General features: G+C 36.5%; 19 protein-coding genes and 1 riboswitch. Of the genes, 9 read left to right on the top strand and 10 right to left on the bottom strand.

Annotated elements, in window-relative coordinates:
* Window positions 1–3 precede the first annotated feature (3 nt).
* From ACE1TG_RS13720 to ACE1TG_RS13695, 6 genes are all read right to left on the bottom strand, one after another.
* Window positions 4–249, bottom strand: a complete 246-nt coding sequence (locus ACE1TG_RS13720; protein WP_375052965.1) for a TIGR04540 family protein — start codon at window positions 247–249, stop codon at window positions 4–6.
* A 297-nt stretch (window positions 250–546) separates the two neighbouring features.
* Window positions 547–807 carry a hypothetical protein gene (locus tag ACE1TG_RS13715; protein ID WP_375052964.1) on the bottom strand — a complete coding sequence of 87 codons (261 nt, stop codon included), beginning with the start codon at window positions 805–807 and terminating at the stop codon, window positions 547–549.
* Between the two features lie 36 nt (window positions 808–843).
* Complete coding sequence (locus ACE1TG_RS13710) at window positions 844–1,068, bottom strand: hypothetical protein (protein WP_375052963.1); 225 nt, start codon at window positions 1,066–1,068, stop codon at window positions 844–846.
* A gap of 140 nt (window positions 1,069–1,208) precedes the next feature.
* A complete protein-coding gene (locus ACE1TG_RS13705; protein ID WP_375052962.1) occupies window positions 1,209–4,688 on the bottom strand; it encodes an HD domain-containing protein in 3,480 nt (1,159 codons plus the stop codon).
* A gap of 88 nt (window positions 4,689–4,776) precedes the next feature.
* Window positions 4,777–5,256 (bottom strand): 23S rRNA (pseudouridine(1915)-N(3))-methyltransferase RlmH, encoded by a 480-nt coding sequence (rlmH, locus tag ACE1TG_RS13700; RefSeq protein WP_375052961.1) that lies wholly within the window; start codon window positions 5,254–5,256, stop codon window positions 4,777–4,779.
* A gap of 86 nt (window positions 5,257–5,342) precedes the next feature.
* Window positions 5,343–6,095, bottom strand: a complete 753-nt coding sequence (locus tag ACE1TG_RS13695) for a hypothetical protein (RefSeq protein ID WP_375052960.1) — start codon at window positions 6,093–6,095, stop codon at window positions 5,343–5,345.
* A gap of 183 nt (window positions 6,096–6,278) precedes the next feature.
* Window positions 6,279–6,366: riboswitch (cyclic di-GMP riboswitch) on the top strand.
* A gap of 32 nt (window positions 6,367–6,398) precedes the next feature.
* Between ACE1TG_RS13695 and ACE1TG_RS13690 the strand changes: the two genes are divergently transcribed.
* The 3 genes from ACE1TG_RS13690 to ACE1TG_RS13680 all read left to right on the top strand — a co-directional run bounded on the left by ACE1TG_RS13690 (window position 6,399) and on the right by ACE1TG_RS13680 (window position 9,313).
* On the top strand, window positions 6,399–6,587 hold the full coding sequence (locus ACE1TG_RS13690; protein ID WP_375052959.1) for a Spo0E family sporulation regulatory protein-aspartic acid phosphatase: 189 nt from the start codon (window positions 6,399–6,401) through the stop codon (window positions 6,585–6,587).
* A 147-nt stretch (window positions 6,588–6,734) separates the two neighbouring features.
* The gene (locus ACE1TG_RS13685) at window positions 6,735–7,952 is read left to right on the top strand and encodes a lysophospholipid acyltransferase family protein (protein ID WP_375052958.1); all 1,218 of its coding nucleotides are present in this window, start codon (window positions 6,735–6,737) and stop codon (window positions 7,950–7,952) included.
* Complete coding sequence (locus ACE1TG_RS13680) at window positions 7,949–9,313, top strand: sodium/glutamate symporter family protein (RefSeq protein ID WP_375052957.1); 1,365 nt, start codon at window positions 7,949–7,951, stop codon at window positions 9,311–9,313. Before ACE1TG_RS13685 ends, ACE1TG_RS13680 begins: the two co-directional genes overlap by 4 nt.
* Before the next feature lie 99 nt (window positions 9,314–9,412).
* Here the strand turns inward: ACE1TG_RS13680 and blaI are convergent, their stop codons facing one another.
* From blaI to bla, 3 genes are all read right to left on the bottom strand, one after another.
* Complete coding sequence (blaI, locus tag ACE1TG_RS13675; protein ID WP_375052956.1) at window positions 9,413–9,796, bottom strand: penicillinase repressor BlaI; 384 nt, start codon at window positions 9,794–9,796, stop codon at window positions 9,413–9,415.
* A 21-nt stretch (window positions 9,797–9,817) separates the two neighbouring features.
* On the bottom strand, window positions 9,818–11,590 hold the full coding sequence (locus ACE1TG_RS13670; RefSeq protein ID WP_375052955.1) for a BlaR1 family beta-lactam sensor/signal transducer: 1,773 nt from the start codon (window positions 11,588–11,590) through the stop codon (window positions 9,818–9,820).
* Between the two features lie 142 nt (window positions 11,591–11,732).
* Window positions 11,733–12,662, bottom strand: a complete 930-nt coding sequence (bla, locus tag ACE1TG_RS13665) for a class A beta-lactamase (protein ID WP_375052954.1) — start codon at window positions 12,660–12,662, stop codon at window positions 11,733–11,735.
* 432 nt (window positions 12,663–13,094) lie between these two features.
* Between bla and ACE1TG_RS13660 the strand changes: the two genes are divergently transcribed.
* From ACE1TG_RS13660 to ACE1TG_RS13645, 4 genes are all read left to right on the top strand, one after another.
* A complete protein-coding gene (locus ACE1TG_RS13660; RefSeq protein WP_375052953.1) occupies window positions 13,095–13,361 on the top strand; it encodes a hypothetical protein in 267 nt (88 codons plus the stop codon).
* A gap of 713 nt (window positions 13,362–14,074) precedes the next feature.
* Window positions 14,075–14,887 (top strand): LysM peptidoglycan-binding domain-containing protein, encoded by an 813-nt coding sequence (locus ACE1TG_RS13655; protein ID WP_375052952.1) that lies wholly within the window; start codon window positions 14,075–14,077, stop codon window positions 14,885–14,887.
* Window positions 14,888–15,038: 151 nt separating this feature from the next.
* Window positions 15,039–16,052 carry a C45 family autoproteolytic acyltransferase/hydrolase gene (locus tag ACE1TG_RS13650; RefSeq protein ID WP_375052951.1) on the top strand — a complete coding sequence of 338 codons (1,014 nt, stop codon included), beginning with the start codon at window positions 15,039–15,041 and terminating at the stop codon, window positions 16,050–16,052.
* Window positions 16,053–16,072: 20 nt separating this feature from the next.
* A complete protein-coding gene (locus ACE1TG_RS13645; protein WP_375052950.1) occupies window positions 16,073–16,513 on the top strand; it encodes a DUF4181 domain-containing protein in 441 nt (146 codons plus the stop codon).
* Window positions 16,514–16,556: 43 nt separating this feature from the next.
* Here ACE1TG_RS13645 and ACE1TG_RS13640 read toward each other — a convergent pair whose 3' ends face one another.
* Complete coding sequence (locus ACE1TG_RS13640) at window positions 16,557–16,772, bottom strand: hypothetical protein (protein ID WP_375052949.1); 216 nt, start codon at window positions 16,770–16,772, stop codon at window positions 16,557–16,559.
* A gap of 132 nt (window positions 16,773–16,904) precedes the next feature.
* On the opposite strand from ACE1TG_RS13640, the gene ACE1TG_RS13635 reads away from it, so the two are divergent.
* Both ACE1TG_RS13635 and ACE1TG_RS13630 read left to right on the top strand, forming a co-directional pair.
* The gene (locus ACE1TG_RS13635) at window positions 16,905–17,909 is read left to right on the top strand and encodes a serine hydrolase domain-containing protein (RefSeq protein ID WP_375052948.1); all 1,005 of its coding nucleotides are present in this window, start codon (window positions 16,905–16,907) and stop codon (window positions 17,907–17,909) included.
* A gap of 52 nt (window positions 17,910–17,961) precedes the next feature.
* Window positions 17,962–18,447, top strand: coding sequence for an NUDIX hydrolase (locus tag ACE1TG_RS13630; protein ID WP_375052947.1), 486 nt, complete (start codon window positions 17,962–17,964; stop codon window positions 18,445–18,447).
* Window positions 18,448–18,451: the final 4 nt, after the last annotated feature.

The following is an 18,451-nucleotide window of genomic DNA, read 5'->3' as shown; positions in this document are numbered from 1 at the left end:
TTTTTATCCGACATTAGTTTGTTTAATGACTTGATCGACAACTTCAAGTCGACGCTTTCCACATTGTTGACGAATAATGGTTGTATAATCCCCATTTTTAACAAGTTTGTTCGTATTAGTTATGTACAACTTTTGAATTAACTCCACCATTTTTGATTCATTAACCTCATCTTCCCAATATTTATCAATAACTAAGTTAATAGACGCCGCTAAATCACGCTGTGTTTTTTGAAACAGTTTAACTTCCATAATGAAGTCACCTACTCTTACTTTTTTTATACTTTATCTTTATTTTATATGTAGTTCTTTGGTAACACAATAGATATGAAAAAATAGCAATATATTTTCTCTGCACCGCCATTAAATATGAACAAAAAGGTATACCACCGTTGTGAATTTATTATATTTTAATAATTGCTATATATTAATATTTTCCCAACCCTCCCAATTGACAGGATAGGTCATATTTATTATATGCAAAAGGGTGCGCAAATTTCTGCACACCCCAAAACCCTTGTAAATAGTCAGTTAAAACTAAGTCGTTCTCTACCAATTATTCTTTCGAATCCGATCGTCCATCAGAATTGCATATAAATATGACGGAGCTTGGAAATTCTGAAGGGGCACCGTATTTTCCAATGGTACATACTTCATTGCATCTTTAAATGTATTTTTCGATATAGAACGATTGGTCCTACTCAACTTAATAAGATTGCCCTCCACTTTATATGTAAATTTTCCTCCTCTTATTTGAGTGAAAGGTTGTCCTTCGAATTCCACTACTCGTTGCCATATCAATTCTATCATTCAGTATACTCCTCCTTAATTGGTAGTTATGTCTTTTTAAAGATTCAGTTCTTCTAGACTCATATAGGCAGCAGCGCTACCAGTACCAAACTTACTAAGTAGTTTATCTTCATTATCTTGTAACTTTAATAGAACACTTTCTTCGGCCTCTATTCCATCAAATTTTTTCCTACCTTTTTCTGGACCTTCCTCAATAACAAACCATTTGCTAGGCTCGAATACACAAACCACTTTCTCGTAAAGGAGTATCTTATTTAGCAATTATCTAATAAATTTCTGGGTTTAATTCATTATTTTGAATCACCATCCTGATTCACTCCAATAGGTAGATTGCTATTTATGATATTGTTCTCCGTGGTGCATTTAAATCAGGTTTATTTCATCCTAAATCTCATATTTTACTACAATAAATTCTTAACCAAAGTTCCATCGACAAATTTATAAATAATATCTTTATTTTTATTCCAAAAGGATGGTTTTATAGTATTTACCAATTCCTTTCTACTTGATATCCCTGGTTTTATCACTAATTCTCCTGTTCTGCCTAGAATCAATAAACTCCAGCCATTTGTTACACCAGCATAATAATTAACGTCATCCTTAAAATCTTCTAGTATAACTAATTCTTCTTCCGTAAGCTCTCTCGGTGATATAAAAACAAAGAGAAAGAAATCCTCACTTATTTCTCTAATTAAGTCACCATGATGATTTAATTCAAAAAGCCAAAACTTACCAACGGGATTTTCAAACCGACCAACCCAATTGCTTTTCTTCCAATATGTATCTTCCCGTTTAGAAAATATCCCCATTACTGGATGTACCAAAACTGGATCCGTCTTTGCTAGTCCGGCTAATGAATTTGAAGATGTTTCAGTAGTTTTAGACCGACCTTCAATAATATCTCGAACTCCAAAATCTTGTATACGGTTAAATAATTTCTCAGGGACAATGGGCCATAGTGCGGAAATTAAATCATACTCCTGAAATTCACCTTCCCATTCATCGGCTTTAAGAGCAGCTGGTAACATATTATCATCTATCAATTCTCTTTCATGTTTAAGTAGATTTAATGACTGTGACTTAACAAAAACTATATTAGAAGATACCATTATTTTCTTTGCACCTAATAGTTTACCAATCATAATTAATTTTTCAGTTTTATTTAAATATCTTAAATCTAAACTTTTGAAGTTTATTTCATCTGTATCAACAAAATCAGGTACATTGTAATTTTCCTCAATATATGACTTTAAGTCCACTAATGGTAGATTTACAGATGTATCAACTGTATTTTTAAGAAGAAATTCAGTTAAACTTTCAAATTTTTTAAAGACATAGTCCCATATTAATAGCACTTGTTTTTCATTCAGTAAGTTATCATATTCTCTTAAATGTAATTTTACTGACTTTATAACTTTTTCTGCTAAAAGATTTGCAAGTTCTTCAAACTGTCCTTTCAATGAAGTACTTAAACCCGTAATATTATTCCTATCCACTGAAATATCAGGTCTTTCTGACCCTACGAAGTTTATAATACCATTTCTTGTTAAATCCCTTTTATGATCAAGGTCATAATTTAAACCAGTATCATTAACATAAACCCCATCGACTAAAGTCGCAGATGCACGATATAAACACTCTTCAAAATTTAATATACGCCAATCTAAGATATCTAGATTTGGTAAAGGTAAACTTAATAAAAAGCTATATTCAATATCTTTACTTGAAACCTTTATCAAATCAATTTTAATATTATCCTTAACTCGTAGATAATCTTCCATTGGGTTATATCCATCACTAAAATATCTATAATCAGAATACATTAGCTTTATCTTTTCTATTTCTCGATCATTAAAGGTGAATAATGTATTCCATGGTTCTAGTACTACAGTTTCATTAGTGTTAAATTTAATTTGCACATCAACTGATTGATCAGGTATTCCAATAAAGCTATAAATATATCTATAAATGTTGGTATTCCAAATTTTGATTAAATCAGGATATTCTCTTTTATAAGGATCTTTATCACTTCCTTTTATTAAGAGTTTTAAATCTTCTTCCATTTTTATATCATTAATATCAATTTCCGGATTTAAATAAACCTTAATTAAGGTGCCGTGAGTTCCAATTTCCTCAAGGTCCAATTCATCAGGATTCATAAAATAAAAATGTTCATGTGGTCCATCAATTGAGAAACTAATACTTTTTAAGTGATCCTCTGTCTCATTTAAAGGTACTGTAGTAACTTCTATCTTATCTCCAATCATGAAACAGGAAAGTATTCCAATTCCAAATTGTGATGTTGGTTGAAAATTACTTATCCATGTAGATTTTAATTTTTGAAACTCTCGTGATTTATAAAATGAATTTCCAATATTAAGAAAATATTTCTCCACTATCTCTTTAGTCATTCCGATTCCGTTATCTCGACAGTAGATATATTTTCTTTTTGTATTATTTTCAATAACCTCTTTTATTCCAAATTCTATATTTCCTCTTTTATCAACTTTGCGCTCTTTCATTATTGCAGTCATGCATCTAGAAGCATCGAGGGCATTTTGATAGAGTTCCCTTAAACATAAAAATCTATCTTTATAAAGACCTACTCCCATTAATAATTCTAATATTTTTGTTTGATTAAGACTAAATTTCAAGTTGTTTACTGGTGTAAATTTTGACTCATTATATCTTATTTGACTTCTGTCAACATTTTCTGAAATATTCAAATGATACTTATCTGCATCTGTACCCATACGACTAAAATATTTTATCTGATTAAAAAAATCAAAATAATTAGAGATTTCAACGTCTATCCAGTTTAAATAGTCTTGAATAAAATAATATAAACTTGGTTCATCACAGTAAGCCATGTATTTGATTTTCTTTCTTCCATTTTCGTCTGTTTCATTTAATGAGTAATTGATTCCTTGGAATTTCACACGCCAATGCTTTAAGCTTTCTTTTGAAACTATCATTTTTTCAACGAATAATGACCTTGGCGCTCTGTCATGACTAAAATGTAAGATATCTCCCAGTCTAAGCATTACTGCAACAAATTGAAGATTTGCTGTTTGAGGTCCATAGTAATTTGTTTGTAATGGTAAGCTTTTCACAAAATCCATTGATTCTCCATGAGCTCTACAAACTTTCCCCAAGTCCTTAGCTAAAGCTTCCCCCCAAGCCCCACCTAAAGTGTTTATAAATCTATTTGATAGGTTTTTAATATATGTCTCAACGCGTTCAGCATGAGTGATTCTTACAAAATCATAACGCAATAAATCGCTAAATTCTAAATATAATTGGACATTATTTTTCTCTTCTAAATTTTTAAACTCCTGGGAGTAACCATTTCTAAAATCTTGATATTTTATAAGTCTTGTAGCTAAATCTCGTTGAAATTCACTCTCATTTGAAAAAGAAAATATAAATTCCTTTGTGTTTTCGAAGTCATCAAATAAATATTGTTTATTATCACTAATGACTTTTAAAGCTTCAGAAAACTTATATGGCTTTTTTCCATCATTAGGCATAGGATTTTGAATTGAATTCTTGGTAAAACCATCTTTTCCCTCAGTCATAGTAAGGAGTTTTAGTTCCCAATCAGGAAGAGCCATTGCACAATCATGTAAAAAACCAGACATATATAAAAGAAATATTTCATAGCTACTTAAATTTTTTATGGAATCTTCCCCAATTAACGATTCTATATTTTCTATTATTTTTAAACTATGGGTTTCATCATGTATGTCAAACTCTGGTAGCTGATTTATAATTAACTTTAAATGAATTGCTGCTTCTCTGCTTACTTCTTCTGCTAAAACAAATAATTTACGAGAAATATCATCCTCGGCTTTACCACTTAATACTTCCAATAGACCCACTAACACTCATCTCCTTTTTACCTTTTCTTTATTTTACCAAATCTAAGTTTGAAATTAATATTCTATTCATACTTCTTTTAAACCTCATTTACTTATGATAAGGCTCCCCCCGATTAATCCTAAACCCCCGATAAATCTGCTCCAACAATATAAGCCGCATTACCTGGTGTGGAAACGTCATTTTAGAAAATGATAAGGCGAGGTTACTTCGCTTCTGGACTTCATGACTGATGCCTAATGATCCGCCGATAACAAATGCTAGTTTACTTTTTCCATAGGTGGCGAGCTCGTCCATTTTGGCTGCAAGTTGTTCGGAGCTTAGCATTTTGCCATTGATCTCGAGTGTAATGACATGGGTATCCTGCTTGATGTTCGCGAGAATGCGTTCGCCTTCCTTTTGTTTTACTTCGATCATTTCAGCGTCGCTCATGTTTTCAGGGGCTTTTTCATCGGCGACTTCGATGATTTGAACTTTTGCATAGGTACTTAACCGTTTTAAGTATTCGTCAATGCCCTGCTTAAGGTATTTTTCCTTTAATTTTCCTACCGCAATAATTTTTATGTTCATTGAAATTCATTCCTTTATGCACTTCTTTTGTTTACATTGTATCAAAGAATGACGATACCGCATTACAGTATCGCCATTTCATTCAATTAATCAGACTTCCTCTGTTCTTCTCTTTGCTTTTTCATGAAAAGGGACAATGGCTGTTCTGATCCAGTCATCAACTTATAGACATATGTGGAAGTAAGGTTATAACTGTTTTCAATACTTTCTGCTATATAGTTAGTTCGTTCGAAAAGGATGGATCGAAACTGATCAATTTGCCTTAACGTTTTCTCCATTAGGGCTTCCTGGTTTTCCAGCCGGTTGATAACTTGGTCCTGGTTATCGTCTTGTGTGGAAATCCGCTCTGACATCTGCTTGTTGAGATCATATAATTCACTCATGTTTGATGCGAGTGACTGGCTTGAAGTTTCATATTTTCCTAGCTTATCTACAATAGCCTGATTCGATTCGCTTAGGCGATTGACTTGTTCTGCAATCTCCTTATTTATTAGGCCGCCGTTTTCTATGATATCCTGCAATTTCGCATTATTGCTGTCTAACGTTTTCAGCCATTGGACAGCCTGATTCTCGAATTTTTTATGCTGCAGGTTACTTTCTTTTAATGCTTCCAGCTGCTTGCCAACTTCCTGCCACCTGCCTGCTTGCGTATTATTTTGGTGATGGTATAACGATTTTAAGTCACGGAAGGAATTGGATAATGATTTATTCAGTTCTTTCTGTTCTTTTATCATCTCGGAGAAATAATCTACGCGAAAGTATCCCTGGTTCGGCTCCAGAATATCGCTGTCATTCATATAGACGTCTGGATGATCATTATTATTAATATATAATCCCATCGCACGCTCACTTCCTTATTCATAGTATTGTATTATCCTATGCGGATTATGAAAAGACGGGACAATAATCCAGATGAAGCAAGTTAAAAATGTTTCACCATTTTTGCATGAATATTGCGTTAATTCACTATATATAGTATATTGTGAACAATATCTTTTATAGTGTTAGTACCATCACATCATGTACGATAATGGCAAAATCATTGAAAGATGATGACGCAAAGCTACAGGGGCTAAGTTGGGTTATCCAATATGTCAGCCAGCTTTCGAATACACTCCTTATTCCTGAAAGGGGGATGTGATTTGGATACAGAAGATGTTCTTAAGATTATTAACGATGATATTAAAATGCTTAAATCTTTGATGTATCAGGTTAAAGCGAATGGAAGTGATTTTACAGATCCATCATTAGTACAAGTTAGTCAACTACTAGATGTGAAGCTAAACCAACGAAATCAACTTTTGTCGATTTATACAAATGAACTCAATTAATCCTATTTTTATGTTTTTCTGGTACTAACACTGCCTTTCTATACTCCGACCATTTGTGGGGTATAGCTTTTTTTGCAAGAAAACACCCAGTTGTATGGTAAAATAGTAGGGTACTAATTTTACAATTTTATAGTTGGATGTGAAACGATGAGTATCGAAAACAAACCAAATAAATGGATAGTAACTATGCTAATCACTCCTATCCGCTTCTTCACCAGAAGACGTTCAAATATAGTAATTGAACAGAATGACACACTTCACATGAAACCACCTTACATTATTTTATCCAACCACGTAAACAACTGGGATCCACTGATTCTGAATAGTTATGTAAAGGAACCGATTTCTTTCATTGCTGCTGACCCTCTTTTTCGAAATCCTTTCTTAAAAAGAATATTAAACTATTTTGGTGCCATTCCAAAGATGAAATTCAAAAACGATACGAGCACGATAAGGGGTGTTCTGAAGGCTAAGAAGCATAATCGTGTTATCTGCATTTTCCCAGAAGGAAATCGAAATTGGGACGGTGACACGGAGCCGCTTATTTATTCAACCGCTAAATTAGTTAAGCTGTTGGACATCCCTGTTGTGATTGCAACGATTCGCGGCGGGCATCTGACTCATCCAAGGTGGGCAGCTAATCATCGCAAAGGCTTAATTTCTATCTCCTATAAAAAAGAATGGGATCAGGGAGCGTTCTCAAACGATTCACCTGACGTCATTAACCAGAAACTAACCGAGGCGCTTTACCATAATGAAATGGAATGGCAGTCTGGGGTTGCGGGTGAATATCAGGGGAAAAATCTAGCAAACTACTTGGAACGCCTGTTGTTTGTTTGTCCACATTGTAGAAAACCTGGACAGCTTCATTCGCATGATGACCTGTTTGAATGTCAGAGCTGTGATTACACCGTTCGTTACACATCCTTAGGGACATTTGAGCAAGTGACGTACCCTGCCTATTATTCTACTCCCCGTGATTGGAATAAATGGCAGCTTGAATTTTTGAGAGGAACCTTACTTGACCCAGATTGGCAGCAAAGTTGGAATGAGGCAATGCAGGATCATGTGAAGCTGTTTTTATCCTGGAATGCTCAACCATTCCGGCTTATTTCAAAAGGAGATTTAGAGTGGAATAATACAACAATCACGTTTAATGGTGATAACAAGGAAAACTACGCGTTTGCCTTTCAGGATATGGAAGGGATTAATATACAGTTTCATCATAAGCTGGACTTCTTTTATGAAGATCAATTTTACCGATTTGTATTTTATCAGCCCCATACCTCAGCGTACAAATGGCTAATGGCTATTAAAACGGCACAGGCATTGGAGTCTAAACAATCAGGTGAGGTGATATCATGAGTAACTCCTGGTCATTAGTGCTCGACTTTTCTCTTTTATCTTTTTTAATTGTTATTGCCGCTGTGTTAAAAGCAAGAATTCCAGCATTGCGAAAATTAATTGTGCCAACGTCCATGATTGCGGGTTTCCTTGGGTTAATCGTCGGACCTGAACTGCTAGGATGGATAAACTTTGATAAGGATTTACTTGGAAACCTGGTTTACCATCTAATGGCCATTGGCTTTATTGCTTTATCGTTAAAGGAACGGGAAGTGGAAAACAGCCCGGCAATTATCAACTCAGGCCTTATGATTGTTTCCACGTATTTAATTCAGGGATTGGTCGGTTTTGGTCTATTCATGATCCTTGTCGAAACATTTTATCCGGACTTTTTCCCAGGTGTCGGATTATTACTGCCACTCGGATTCGGTCAGGGTCCCGGACAAGCATATTCGATCGGTACACAGTGGGAAGAACTGGGACTAGTTGGTGGCGGGAATCTTGGTTTAACGATTGCCGGGATAGGTTTTATCTGGGCGACGGTTGTCGGGATTATCCTGATGAACCTATTAGCCCGCAGCAAAAGGTTCCAGCAAAGTGAATCTTGCCCAGTCAAAACACATAAACAAATGGTAGAAAGGTCCGAGCCAGATGAAATTTCATTAAGTGATGCAATCGATAAGCTAACCTATCAAATAGCATTAATCGGCTTCATTTATCTTGTTACCTATTTGACTATATACGGGTTAGATAAAGTATTGACGCCACTTGGAACATTTGGAGCAACTTTTGCCCAGTTAATCATTGGATTCCACTTTTTAATCGGAAGCTTGTACGCGATGTCTTTCCGAACTGTTTTAAATCGATTAAAAAATGCAGGGCTTCAGCTTGAACATTCACCGAACAACTTTTTACTGCAGCGAATTTCCGGTTTTTCGTTCGATTACATGATAACCGCATCAATCGCCGCTATTTCGATCTATGCATTACAGGAGTATGCTGTCCCGATTCTAATATTAACTACTTTAGGCGGCTTTGTAACCATCGCATTTTTACTTTGGATCGGACCGCGTGTATTTCCTCTGGATAAGCTGCCAAACGTATTAGGATTTTACGGAATGCAAACCGGTACAATATCAACTGGAATGGCACTATTAAAGGCCGTAGATCCAAAGTTCCAATCCAATACAGCAGATAATATGGTGATGGGAAGTGCGACAGCAATAATGTTTGGATTTCCTTTATTGCTGCTGTTAAATGTCCCAATCGTTGGGTATGTTCAAAACCAGCCAATCATGTATCTCTATACATTTATTGGATTGCTTGTTTATTTCCTGGCGCTAGTTGGGGCCTTGCTTTACAGAACACGAAAAACGGTATAGTTAGTTGGATGGGAGCGGTCAAATTGTTGCCTGAAACTTTTTGGACTAATCCAATAGGCAGCCAAAGAATGCTTTCAGCTTTTAAAGAAGGGGGCAGTCTTATTTTTTGTCCCGCTTCTTATCCAGGATGGACCTTAGTTCTTCAATATCTTCTTCAGACAGGTCTTCATCCTGAATGAATTGAACGAGCATCGATTTCAAGGTGCCGTCATAGAATCGTTTTACAAAGGAGTCTGTTTTGGCACGTTGGCATTCGTCTTGTGAATAAAGTGGGTAGAATGTGTAAACTCTCTGATTTTTATAGACGCCGACGACTTCTTTTTTAGTGAGCCTATCCAACAGTGTACGTACGGTTTTCGGTTTCCAGCTCGTTTGTGCCTGCAAGGATGAAATGATATCATTTGCTGTTTGCGGTGCTTTTTCCCAGAGCACTTTTAAGACTTCCCATTCCGACTCTGAAATAGTGGGTATTTTATTCGTCACGTTATTCCCTGCCTTTACCTTTTAATAGATGCCTTTATCGTACAAAATGGATTTCGTAATTTCAGCAGCTGTACTGCCACTGGCATGATGGTCGCTTTCGATATTAGTTGCGAAAAAATACGTATTGTTTTTTGTTTCTACATATCCAATGAACCAGCCATTCACATTTTTCCCGTTGACCGTTCCTGTGCCGGTTTTACCATAGAGCGTTGCACTGTCTTTGGTCTCTAGTTTGATGGCATCTTTTATGAATTGAATGTTCTCACCATCAAATCCAAATTGGTTTGTATAAAAGTCTTTGAGTGTCTGCACTTGCTCAATCGGTGAAATTTTTAAGGAAGATTCGAGCCAATAGTCTTCGATTCCGCCCGACAGATTCTGATTGCCATACTGTATTTTATCAAGGTAAGATACAATGTTTTTCATTTGTACCTTTTTGTCCAATTGCTGGAAGTACCAGGTTACGGAATTTTCCATTGCAGTAAATAAATTTTGGTTCTGGTTCCAGCTTTGATAAGGATACGAGTTCCCATTCCATTTCATGTAGTTGTCATTTCGTGTGATGACTTCGGACTCCGATGCAAATAGTGCACTGTAAATTTTGTACGTTGAATTTGGCGAAACCCGTAATGTGCTTTTATCTTTATTATAGATATTGTATTGTTCCTCCTGCAAATCGTACAGTACAAAGCTACCTTCATATTCACTGAAAAATGCGCTTAAATCCTCATACATTGTCTGCTTATTGTCGAAATTAATCCTGTCATCACCATAAGGCATTGCAGAAACAATTGGTATCTGACTCACAACAACCCCGATAAGAAGTATAAAAATCAGGATGCTTTTCAGTTTTAGCAGCTTTGTTTCAGATCTAAAGGCTGCAATATGTTCAATCCGTTTTTTTAATTGTTTTTTTGAACTAGCGATTTGGTTAACCATTAAGAAATGACTTGGAGAATAGGATTTATCAGCAAACATAATAATTGTGTTTCCGTATGCTGTATGCTGGTATTGATCCAATGTACTTAGGACAGCTCTGTCACACGCGATTTCTCGGTCCAACCGCATTTCCCTGAACGCCATCCAGATCAATGGATTAAACCAGTATAAAATTTGGAATAGGACGATCAGATAATTTGTGGCAATGTCTTTATATTTATAGTGATGTAATTCATGCAGTAAAATGTATTTTATTTCATCCATGGACAGACACGCTTCAGCATGACTCGGCAGGACTATATAGGTTTTAAATATCCCGAACGTCAATGGAGATTTGATCAGTGGCGATTTTCCCAACACCAGTGGTCGTGATACATTCAGCAGTTGTTTGCACTGTTCGAATAATGATAGAACCTCGCTATTCGTTAGCAGGGTTATGGACTTTTTTATTTGTCGCAGTTTTATCCATGCGTGAATGGAAAGAGCAATCAATACGAGCATGCCTGCAATCCATATAATGGTTAAAACGTGATTCAAAAATGTTAAATCAATCCGGTTAACGGATGTTGAAAAATCGTGCATCCAATTTCCGTTTTCCCATGATCTATCGTTTTCGGTTGTGGTAACGGATGGTAGCGGATTACTGTTTTGGTTCCCGTTCCACGTGAACTTATCTCCAAATTTTAATAATTGGGTTGGCATATAAGGTAATAGTAAAGCTATTAGTAACAGGAACCAGAGATTATATTTCCATTTGGATGACAATTGGTTCTTAAAAATTTTTCGGATCAGCATGATAACGATAGTCATGATAGAAGATATGAACATACTAACAGCCAGATGGAAGAAAGACATTTATTTATCTCCTTAATCGAAGGTATTTGCTAAAAGCACCTCTATTTTACCACTCGAGTCCATTTTATCGCCATGGAAAGAAATGCAAAAAAGAAGGGTCACACATGCCGTTCCTGACTGACATGTGTAATCCCGGATTTTCTTATTTAAAAGCGTTCAGTGTGATTTCGGCAGCCTTTGCAATCAGTGCATCATCATATTCGGCATTCTCTGTATCGCGCCGGGACATAATTGCAATGACGATTGGTTCTTTGTTCGGGGGCCATACAACGGCAATGTCATTTCTTGTTGCGTAGGTTCCGGCTCCGCTTTTATCAACAACTGTCCACTTTTCAGGTGCGCCTGCACGTATTAATGGATCTCCTGACTCATTGCCTGTCATCCAGTCGATAATTAATTCACGTTTATCGTCTGGCAGAAAGTCTCTAAGGACGACCTTCTTCAGATTGGTGGCCATAGCCTTCGGTGTGCTTGTATCACGCTTACTCCCCGGTGTGAATTCATTCAATTCGGTTTCGTATCGTTCAGGCTGGGTCACGTCATCACCAATGTCACGTAAGGCTTGCTCAAATTTATCAGGGCCCCCAATCGTCTCAAGTAGAAGATTCCCCGCAGTGTTGTCACTTTTTCGGATGGCTGCTTCACTTATTTCCAACAGCGTCAATCCGGTATCCACATGTTTTTCGGTAACCGGAGAATAAGTAACCAAATCGTCATTGGTGTACGTAACGACTTTTTCAAGATCTTCTATGTTGTTTTGCTTAAGCAAGATTGCTGCAGCCAAAGGCTTGAAGGTAGATGAATAGGCAAAACGTTCATTCGGTCGGTATTCGATGGTTTGATTCGTCCCTGTATCCATTGCATAGACACCGAGTTGGGCGTCAAACTCATTTTCGAGCTGTACAAACTTTTCCTCCTTATTGATCGTTTGCTTTGAATCATTCTCTTTGTCGGATGATGTATCGGTCTTATTATCTGCATTTCCGCATGCAGTAAGTAATGTTAGTAACAGCAGCGTTATGGACAGTGTAAACAGGTGCATGCCGATTTTGTAGGGGCTTCTTTTTCTCATATTGGTACCTTCTCTCTATTAGATAGAATTGATCATATTTGTTTTCTTCGTTTACGAAACGTTATTTGTAAGCATTTTATACCTCCCTATTAACTTAATTGACTACAACCGTAGTCAAATATTACAATTGTAGTCTATAAATGTCAAGCCAATATTTTAAAGTAGTTTTACACAATCTTGAAGTGTTTCTGTGAAGTGGAAAATGATGTGGGCAAGTATGTCATAATGGAATAAGAAAAGGTTTCGATTACAAAGACATCTGATGATAATACCTGGTAGCCAAACAGTTATTGTTAAAGAAGTCTTGAAAGTTAAACAATCGGGCGCAGTTACAGAAGTAGTTCCTTGGCTTAAGCGGCCAGATTGAGCTTCTAAAATACAGGAAACGTATATTGTGTTAAAATAAAGAAAATACAAAGTGGCGGTGATTTTATGGGATTTATTAAATCCTCAGAAGAACTTATGAATCGCGTAGAAAATATGGATCATGATAATTCAGTTTTTCAATTTTCTATCCCAGGAAAAGAAAAATTTACCCTCGTACTACAGGAAGAGGATGAGAATTCAATCAAATCCGATGTAGAAAAAAACCCTCAACTTAAACAGATGATCGAGGAAAGCAAAAGTGAATATAAAAAAGGAAAAGGTATGTCAACTTCAGAGTTATTAGATTCACTTTCTGCAAAGGATTTCGAATAGTGGGTACCCAAAGTATAATCTGGCTCCCAATTGTAAGAGAAAAGGCTTCTACAGTTTAGGAGTGAATATTTCACATCAGAAGAGACTCTGGAATTCATGTTTAAATTGATTTTAGATGCTGAGGAATTTTTAAAAAATGAGTTTGTTGGAGATACCTATAGAGAGGAACTTGGAACCTATAAGGGTTTATCCCGAATCGTTGTTAGAAAATTCCGGGTGTATTATTAGAAAACTTGGCATTCGTTAAAGGGATTCTTATGAAAGCGTATTTTGCTTTCTTAGAACCCCTTATACTCTGGAGTGCAAGCTTTAATATAGATAAGCCTTAGTTGCACTTATGCAGTAAGAAAGGATTTATACTTTCTTAACTGCTGAAGAAAATCTATTATTTCCTGGTGAAAAATAAATACTTCTTTAGCAATAAAAGCCCTGATGATATTGTAGGTGGGCTTATTTTTTATCGAAACTGAAAATAAATATAAGAAAAATCTCAGTTTAATTGGACTGAGATTTTTTATTTTTAATTACAAGCATCACTACAAATACGATGCAAATAGTTATACAAATTATTTTCAAGTGTAATTCTGAATTATGTGTTAGGAAACGGAACTAGTTTATTTATCCCCTCCTTTAATTTGCAAACACGTTATACACATCCGCCCGTTTATTACGTATTATATAAGCAGATTTCATAACATTAGGAGGTGATATGTTTGAGTATTGCAACAGGCACATACTTTATTTATCAAGTACAGCCAGGCGACACATTGTATGCCATTGCTGATCGGTTCGGTAGCACGCTACAGGCTATTGCAGATGCTAATTATCTTTATCCTCCCGTAACCACACCTGACCTGATTTTTCCTGGACAGTTGTTAGTCGTCCCATCTGATTCAACAAATGCCAACTCCACATTTTACGTAGTGGCGCCTGGTGACTCGCTTACTCGAATTGCTCTACGGTTTTCAACAGCTATCGATCTGATTGCTGGAATCAACACAGATATTCAGGATCCCGGCTTGATTTACCCTGGGCAGCCATTAATTGTTCCTGCATTTATTTACACTGTAGAACAAGGCGACACGATTTATCAATTAGAACAACGCTTTGGTATTGCACGAGCCAACATCATTCGTGCCAACCTGGATCGTCCTGGTTTCTCACCAACCACCATCTGGCCGGAATATGCGCTGATTATCCCGCTTGAAACGTCAGAAAATATTGTTGTGATGGACCCTCTACCCGGAACCGTCATTCAAAGCGGACAACGGGTTGCAGGATACGCCCGGGCTTTTGAAGCGACTGTCCTGCATCAAGTGCGCGATAGTAACGGTGTAATCGTTTCTGAAGAGCGATCTGTAATGGCGGATCAGGGAGCACCGGCCTATGGAAGGTTTGAAAGTACTTTACCTTTTGACAGGCAGCCAACCGCAAGCACCGGGGAGATCTGGGTATATATACGCAGCCCTAGAAATAATGAAATACAGGACTTGGTACAGGTGAAGGTGAATTTCAATTCTGTATAAGCAAGCAGACGCATGGGGTGATCATGCGTCTTTTCTAATTCGAATCGCTACTAATTGGAAACTTTTTGCTTGTTAATCCGTATTGAATAAAGGAATTCAAATGAAAAATATCGAAATAATTCGTTAGCGTTTTATAATAAGGAGAATCGTTATGTCCGACTTTAATGTGAATATATTCCAGCACCGGGGAAGTTCGTATAATATAGGCTTGAATTTGGGACAGCAAATAGCTGGCACACCTATCATACAAACCTTTGAAAATATAACCCGTGAACAGATAGACGTTACAAATATGGAAGCCATTTATACAACATTTGCTCCTCATTTACTGGATGAACTTGAAGGTTTGGCAAAAGGTGCACAAATTCCGTGGCAAAAAGCTACTGCACGATTCAGCGGCTATGATGTTCCAAGACCTTTAGCAATGGGCTGTTCTGCGATGGTGACAGATTCGTATTATGTGCGAAACTACGACTTCTCGCCTGCTCTCTATGATGGTTATTTTAGCTTAATCCAGCCCGAAGAAGGGTTTGCATCAGCAGGCTATAATTTGCAGGTTCTTGGCAGGCATGATGGTGTCAACCAGCACGGTTTGGTAGTAGGTTTGCATTTTGTAAGCAATAACGGATATACAAAGGGAATCTCAGCTTGGACTGCAATCAGGATGGTACTTGATACATGCTCTACCGTCACAGATGCAATCGAGATGCTGCGAGAAATTCCGCATGCTGCCTGTTACAATTTTTCCATGGGCGATAAAAAAGGGGACATTGCGGTTGTGGAAGCAAGTCCGGACAGTGTTATCGTGCGGAAAGACGAGGCTTATTTAACATGTGTGAACCACTTTCAGGATAGATCACAGCAGCATAATAATAGAGCAGTCATAACTAACTCAGAGAAACGCCATTCATACATACAAAGCATAAAGAATGAACAGCTGACACAGCAGGAAGCTTTTGATCATTTTCGAGATAAGAAATCTCCACTGTTTTATACGGACTATGAAGAGCTGTTCGGAACGCTGCACACGTTTGCTTATGGTTTCAAGGATTCAAGATTATTGACTGCGATTGCAAGAAGCAATCAAGTAATCGATATTAATTTTGATGATTGGGTTGCTGGCGAAGCTATTCTCGACCAAAAGTTACAGGGGATTATTGAATGAAGGGCTAGGAGTGAGTTTTTATGTACCCGGGGCAAGAACCTATATTCGGAAAGTTGGTCGCGTTGATAGTCGTACTATCTCTCATCATATTTATCTTTAATACAATCATGCGAAAAATACTTAACGTTAAACGAACCAAATTCTTTTCGAAGGATCATGTGAACGATTTACATAAAAAAGGGGACTGGATTATTGGAACACTGACTGTTATTGCAACTATTGTTGCAGCTATTATCTTTTATGACCATCCAAATTTACCTATTAATAATTCATTGGCAGTCTTTATGGTATCGACGGCATTTTTATTTTTGCAAGAGGTATTTCGAGCAGTCATCGAATTTAAGTATAAAAAGGGACAGAATGATTACCTATTTACTATCTTCCAATTAATATTTATGCTTTTTGTTGTTTACTTCGCATTTCAGTCTGGTGGATTTGGATTGTTTCTTGATTTGTTATGACAGTAAAGCCCTAGCTATTTGGATTTACTGTTTACAAGCAAGTCTACGCCTCCATTTGTTTTCTAGCTGGCCCAACGGAAAGAATATTATTGCGTTTAAATGTGCGCACTTGTTTTCGATAGTAACAGTAGGCAAGAATTTTATCATTATTATAATTGATTACACGGATATAGCGCTCCGTTACGTTATTTTCATGGTCAATATAAAAGATAACGATCTTTTCTTTCGTATCAACTGAACGCTGGATTAATCTATTCATTCTCAAACCACCTTTTAAGAACGTTTGTTCGTATTATAACACAATTTGTGAAAAGAATTCGATGATTTTACAAGTTTTTCTGATTATTTTTGCTAAATAGGTGCGAGATTGTGAAGGAAAGGAGAAATTATATTGGAGAAACTTGAACAATTAATTGATTGGGTTGAGGATATTAAAGAAAAAAACAAGAGTAGTGCTTCTTCCTTATATATACTGAAAGATAACAAAGTAATATTGGAACATTATAGTGGTTATCATTCTAATTCTACCGAAGCAGCTCCAATCAATTCATCCTCGCTATTTAACGTAGCATCCGCAAGAAAAAGCTATCTTGGATTAGCGGTGGCTTATGCGCTTTATGAAGAAAAAATCAAAAGCCTTGATGATTATGCAATTGACTATTTTGAAGAAATAGATGAACAACTACTTGGAAAAACCACATTACGGCATTTAGTAACTCATTCACACGGTTTACACGAAAAAGAAGATGGCACTATTTTTAGAGAGTTTGAACCAGGGAATGGCTGGGCTTATAGAGGAATAAATGTGTTAATGATGACTTGGCTAGTAAATAGACTTTTTAATAAACGTTTTCCAGAGCTTTTAAATGAGCGCGTTTTTTTACCTTTAGGCTTAAAGAAAACAGTCTGGCAAACTACGGAGAACGAAGCATTAGTAAAAGAAATTATTGATCCAGATGAAGATGGTTCCTATAAGTTGGGCAGTTCCAATAATGGTACTGAGTCAAACCTTCATACGACTGCACAAGAGTTTGCACAATGGGGAAATTTTCATTTAAACAAAGGCTTTGTGAATGGGAAACAAATCATTCCAAAAGAAGTGATAGAAACTGCAACTCAAATTCAAAGCCCTATTTTCAAAAATAATAACCTTCCACAAAATGGACTGTTTTGGTATGTACAAGGTACTCCGGCTGGTTACAGTGAGATTGGGGAAAGAGTCCCTAAAGGTTCTTATCAAATATTAGGAATAACAGGACCAACTCTTTTAGTGATTCCAGAATACAATGTTGTTGTAGCTAAAATGTATAACAAGCGATACAACTATGGTGATGACAATTACCTTTACTACCTAAGAGAATTTAGTAACTTAGTAGCTGATACCTTTCGCGAATAAATTGTGAACTTTTACGAAGCGGGCAGTTGAACAAGAATGAGGGGGATTATTTGTGGCTGAAAAGAAATATCATAGGGCTTTTGGTGTATATGGAATATATGTAAAGGATGACAAACTACTAGTAATAAATAAGAATGGCGGTCCGTACATAAACCGATATGACCTTCCTGGAGGTAGCTTAGAAGAGGGAGAATCTTTGTCCGAAGCAATGAAAAGAGAATTTCTTGAAGAAACGGGGCTTGAAATCGATATTGAAGATAACATTGGTGTCACAGATTTCAAACTCCCTTGGCTGTGGAAAGATTTTACCGATGTCCACCATATAGCTGTTTACTACTCTGTTAAAAAGATAGGTGGATTGTTAAGTACACCAGAACAATTTGATGGACAAGATTCACTGGGCGCAGTGTGGGTATCGGAAAAAGAAGTTTCATTGGACAATGCTTCGCCACTAGTTTTAAAAGCTTTTGAGTGGCTAAGAACAAGGGAATTAGGCGTTGACGCTACCATTTACGAAGATTGGAAAGTCTTAAACTAACGAG

It is taken from the genome of Virgibacillus sp. JSM 102003, assembly GCF_041949995.1.
Taxonomy (GTDB): domain Bacteria; phylum Bacillota; class Bacilli; order Bacillales; family Amphibacillaceae; genus Lentibacillus.
Note: the sequence above shows the minus strand (reverse complement) of the source record. Positions and strands in the feature narration are given on the sequence as shown.

Bases quoted from the DNA above. Each gene is read 5' to 3' on its own strand.
- ACE1TG_RS13720 (WP_375052965.1), bottom strand. From the start codon at position 249: ATGGAAGTTAAACTGTTTCAAAAAACACAGCGTGATTTAGCGGCGTCT.
- ACE1TG_RS13715 (WP_375052964.1), bottom strand. From the start codon at position 807: ATGATAGAATTGATATGGCAACGAGTAGTGGAATTCGAAGGACAACCT.
- rlmH (WP_375052961.1), bottom strand. From the start codon at position 5,256: ATGAACATAAAAATTATTGCGGTAGGAAAATTAAAGGAAAAATACCTT.
- ACE1TG_RS13695 (WP_375052960.1), bottom strand. From the start codon at position 6,095: ATGGGATTATATATTAATAATAATGATCATCCAGACGTCTATATGAAT.
- ACE1TG_RS13685 (WP_375052958.1), top strand. From the start codon at position 6,735: ATGAGTATCGAAAACAAACCAAATAAATGGATAGTAACTATGCTAATC.
- ACE1TG_RS13680 (WP_375052957.1), top strand. From the start codon at position 7,949: ATGAGTAACTCCTGGTCATTAGTGCTCGACTTTTCTCTTTTATCTTTT.
- ACE1TG_RS13670 (WP_375052955.1), bottom strand. From the start codon at position 11,590: ATGTCTTTCTTCCATCTGGCTGTTAGTATGTTCATATCTTCTATCATG.
- bla (WP_375052954.1), bottom strand. From the start codon at position 12,662: ATGAGAAAAAGAAGCCCCTACAAAATCGGCATGCACCTGTTTACACTG.
- ACE1TG_RS13660 (WP_375052953.1), top strand. From the start codon at position 13,095: ATGGGATTTATTAAATCCTCAGAAGAACTTATGAATCGCGTAGAAAAT.
- ACE1TG_RS13650 (WP_375052951.1), top strand. From the start codon at position 15,039: ATGTCCGACTTTAATGTGAATATATTCCAGCACCGGGGAAGTTCGTAT.
- ACE1TG_RS13645 (WP_375052950.1), top strand. From the start codon at position 16,073: ATGTACCCGGGGCAAGAACCTATATTCGGAAAGTTGGTCGCGTTGATA.
- ACE1TG_RS13640 (WP_375052949.1), bottom strand. From the start codon at position 16,772: ATGAATAGATTAATCCAGCGTTCAGTTGATACGAAAGAAAAGATCGTT.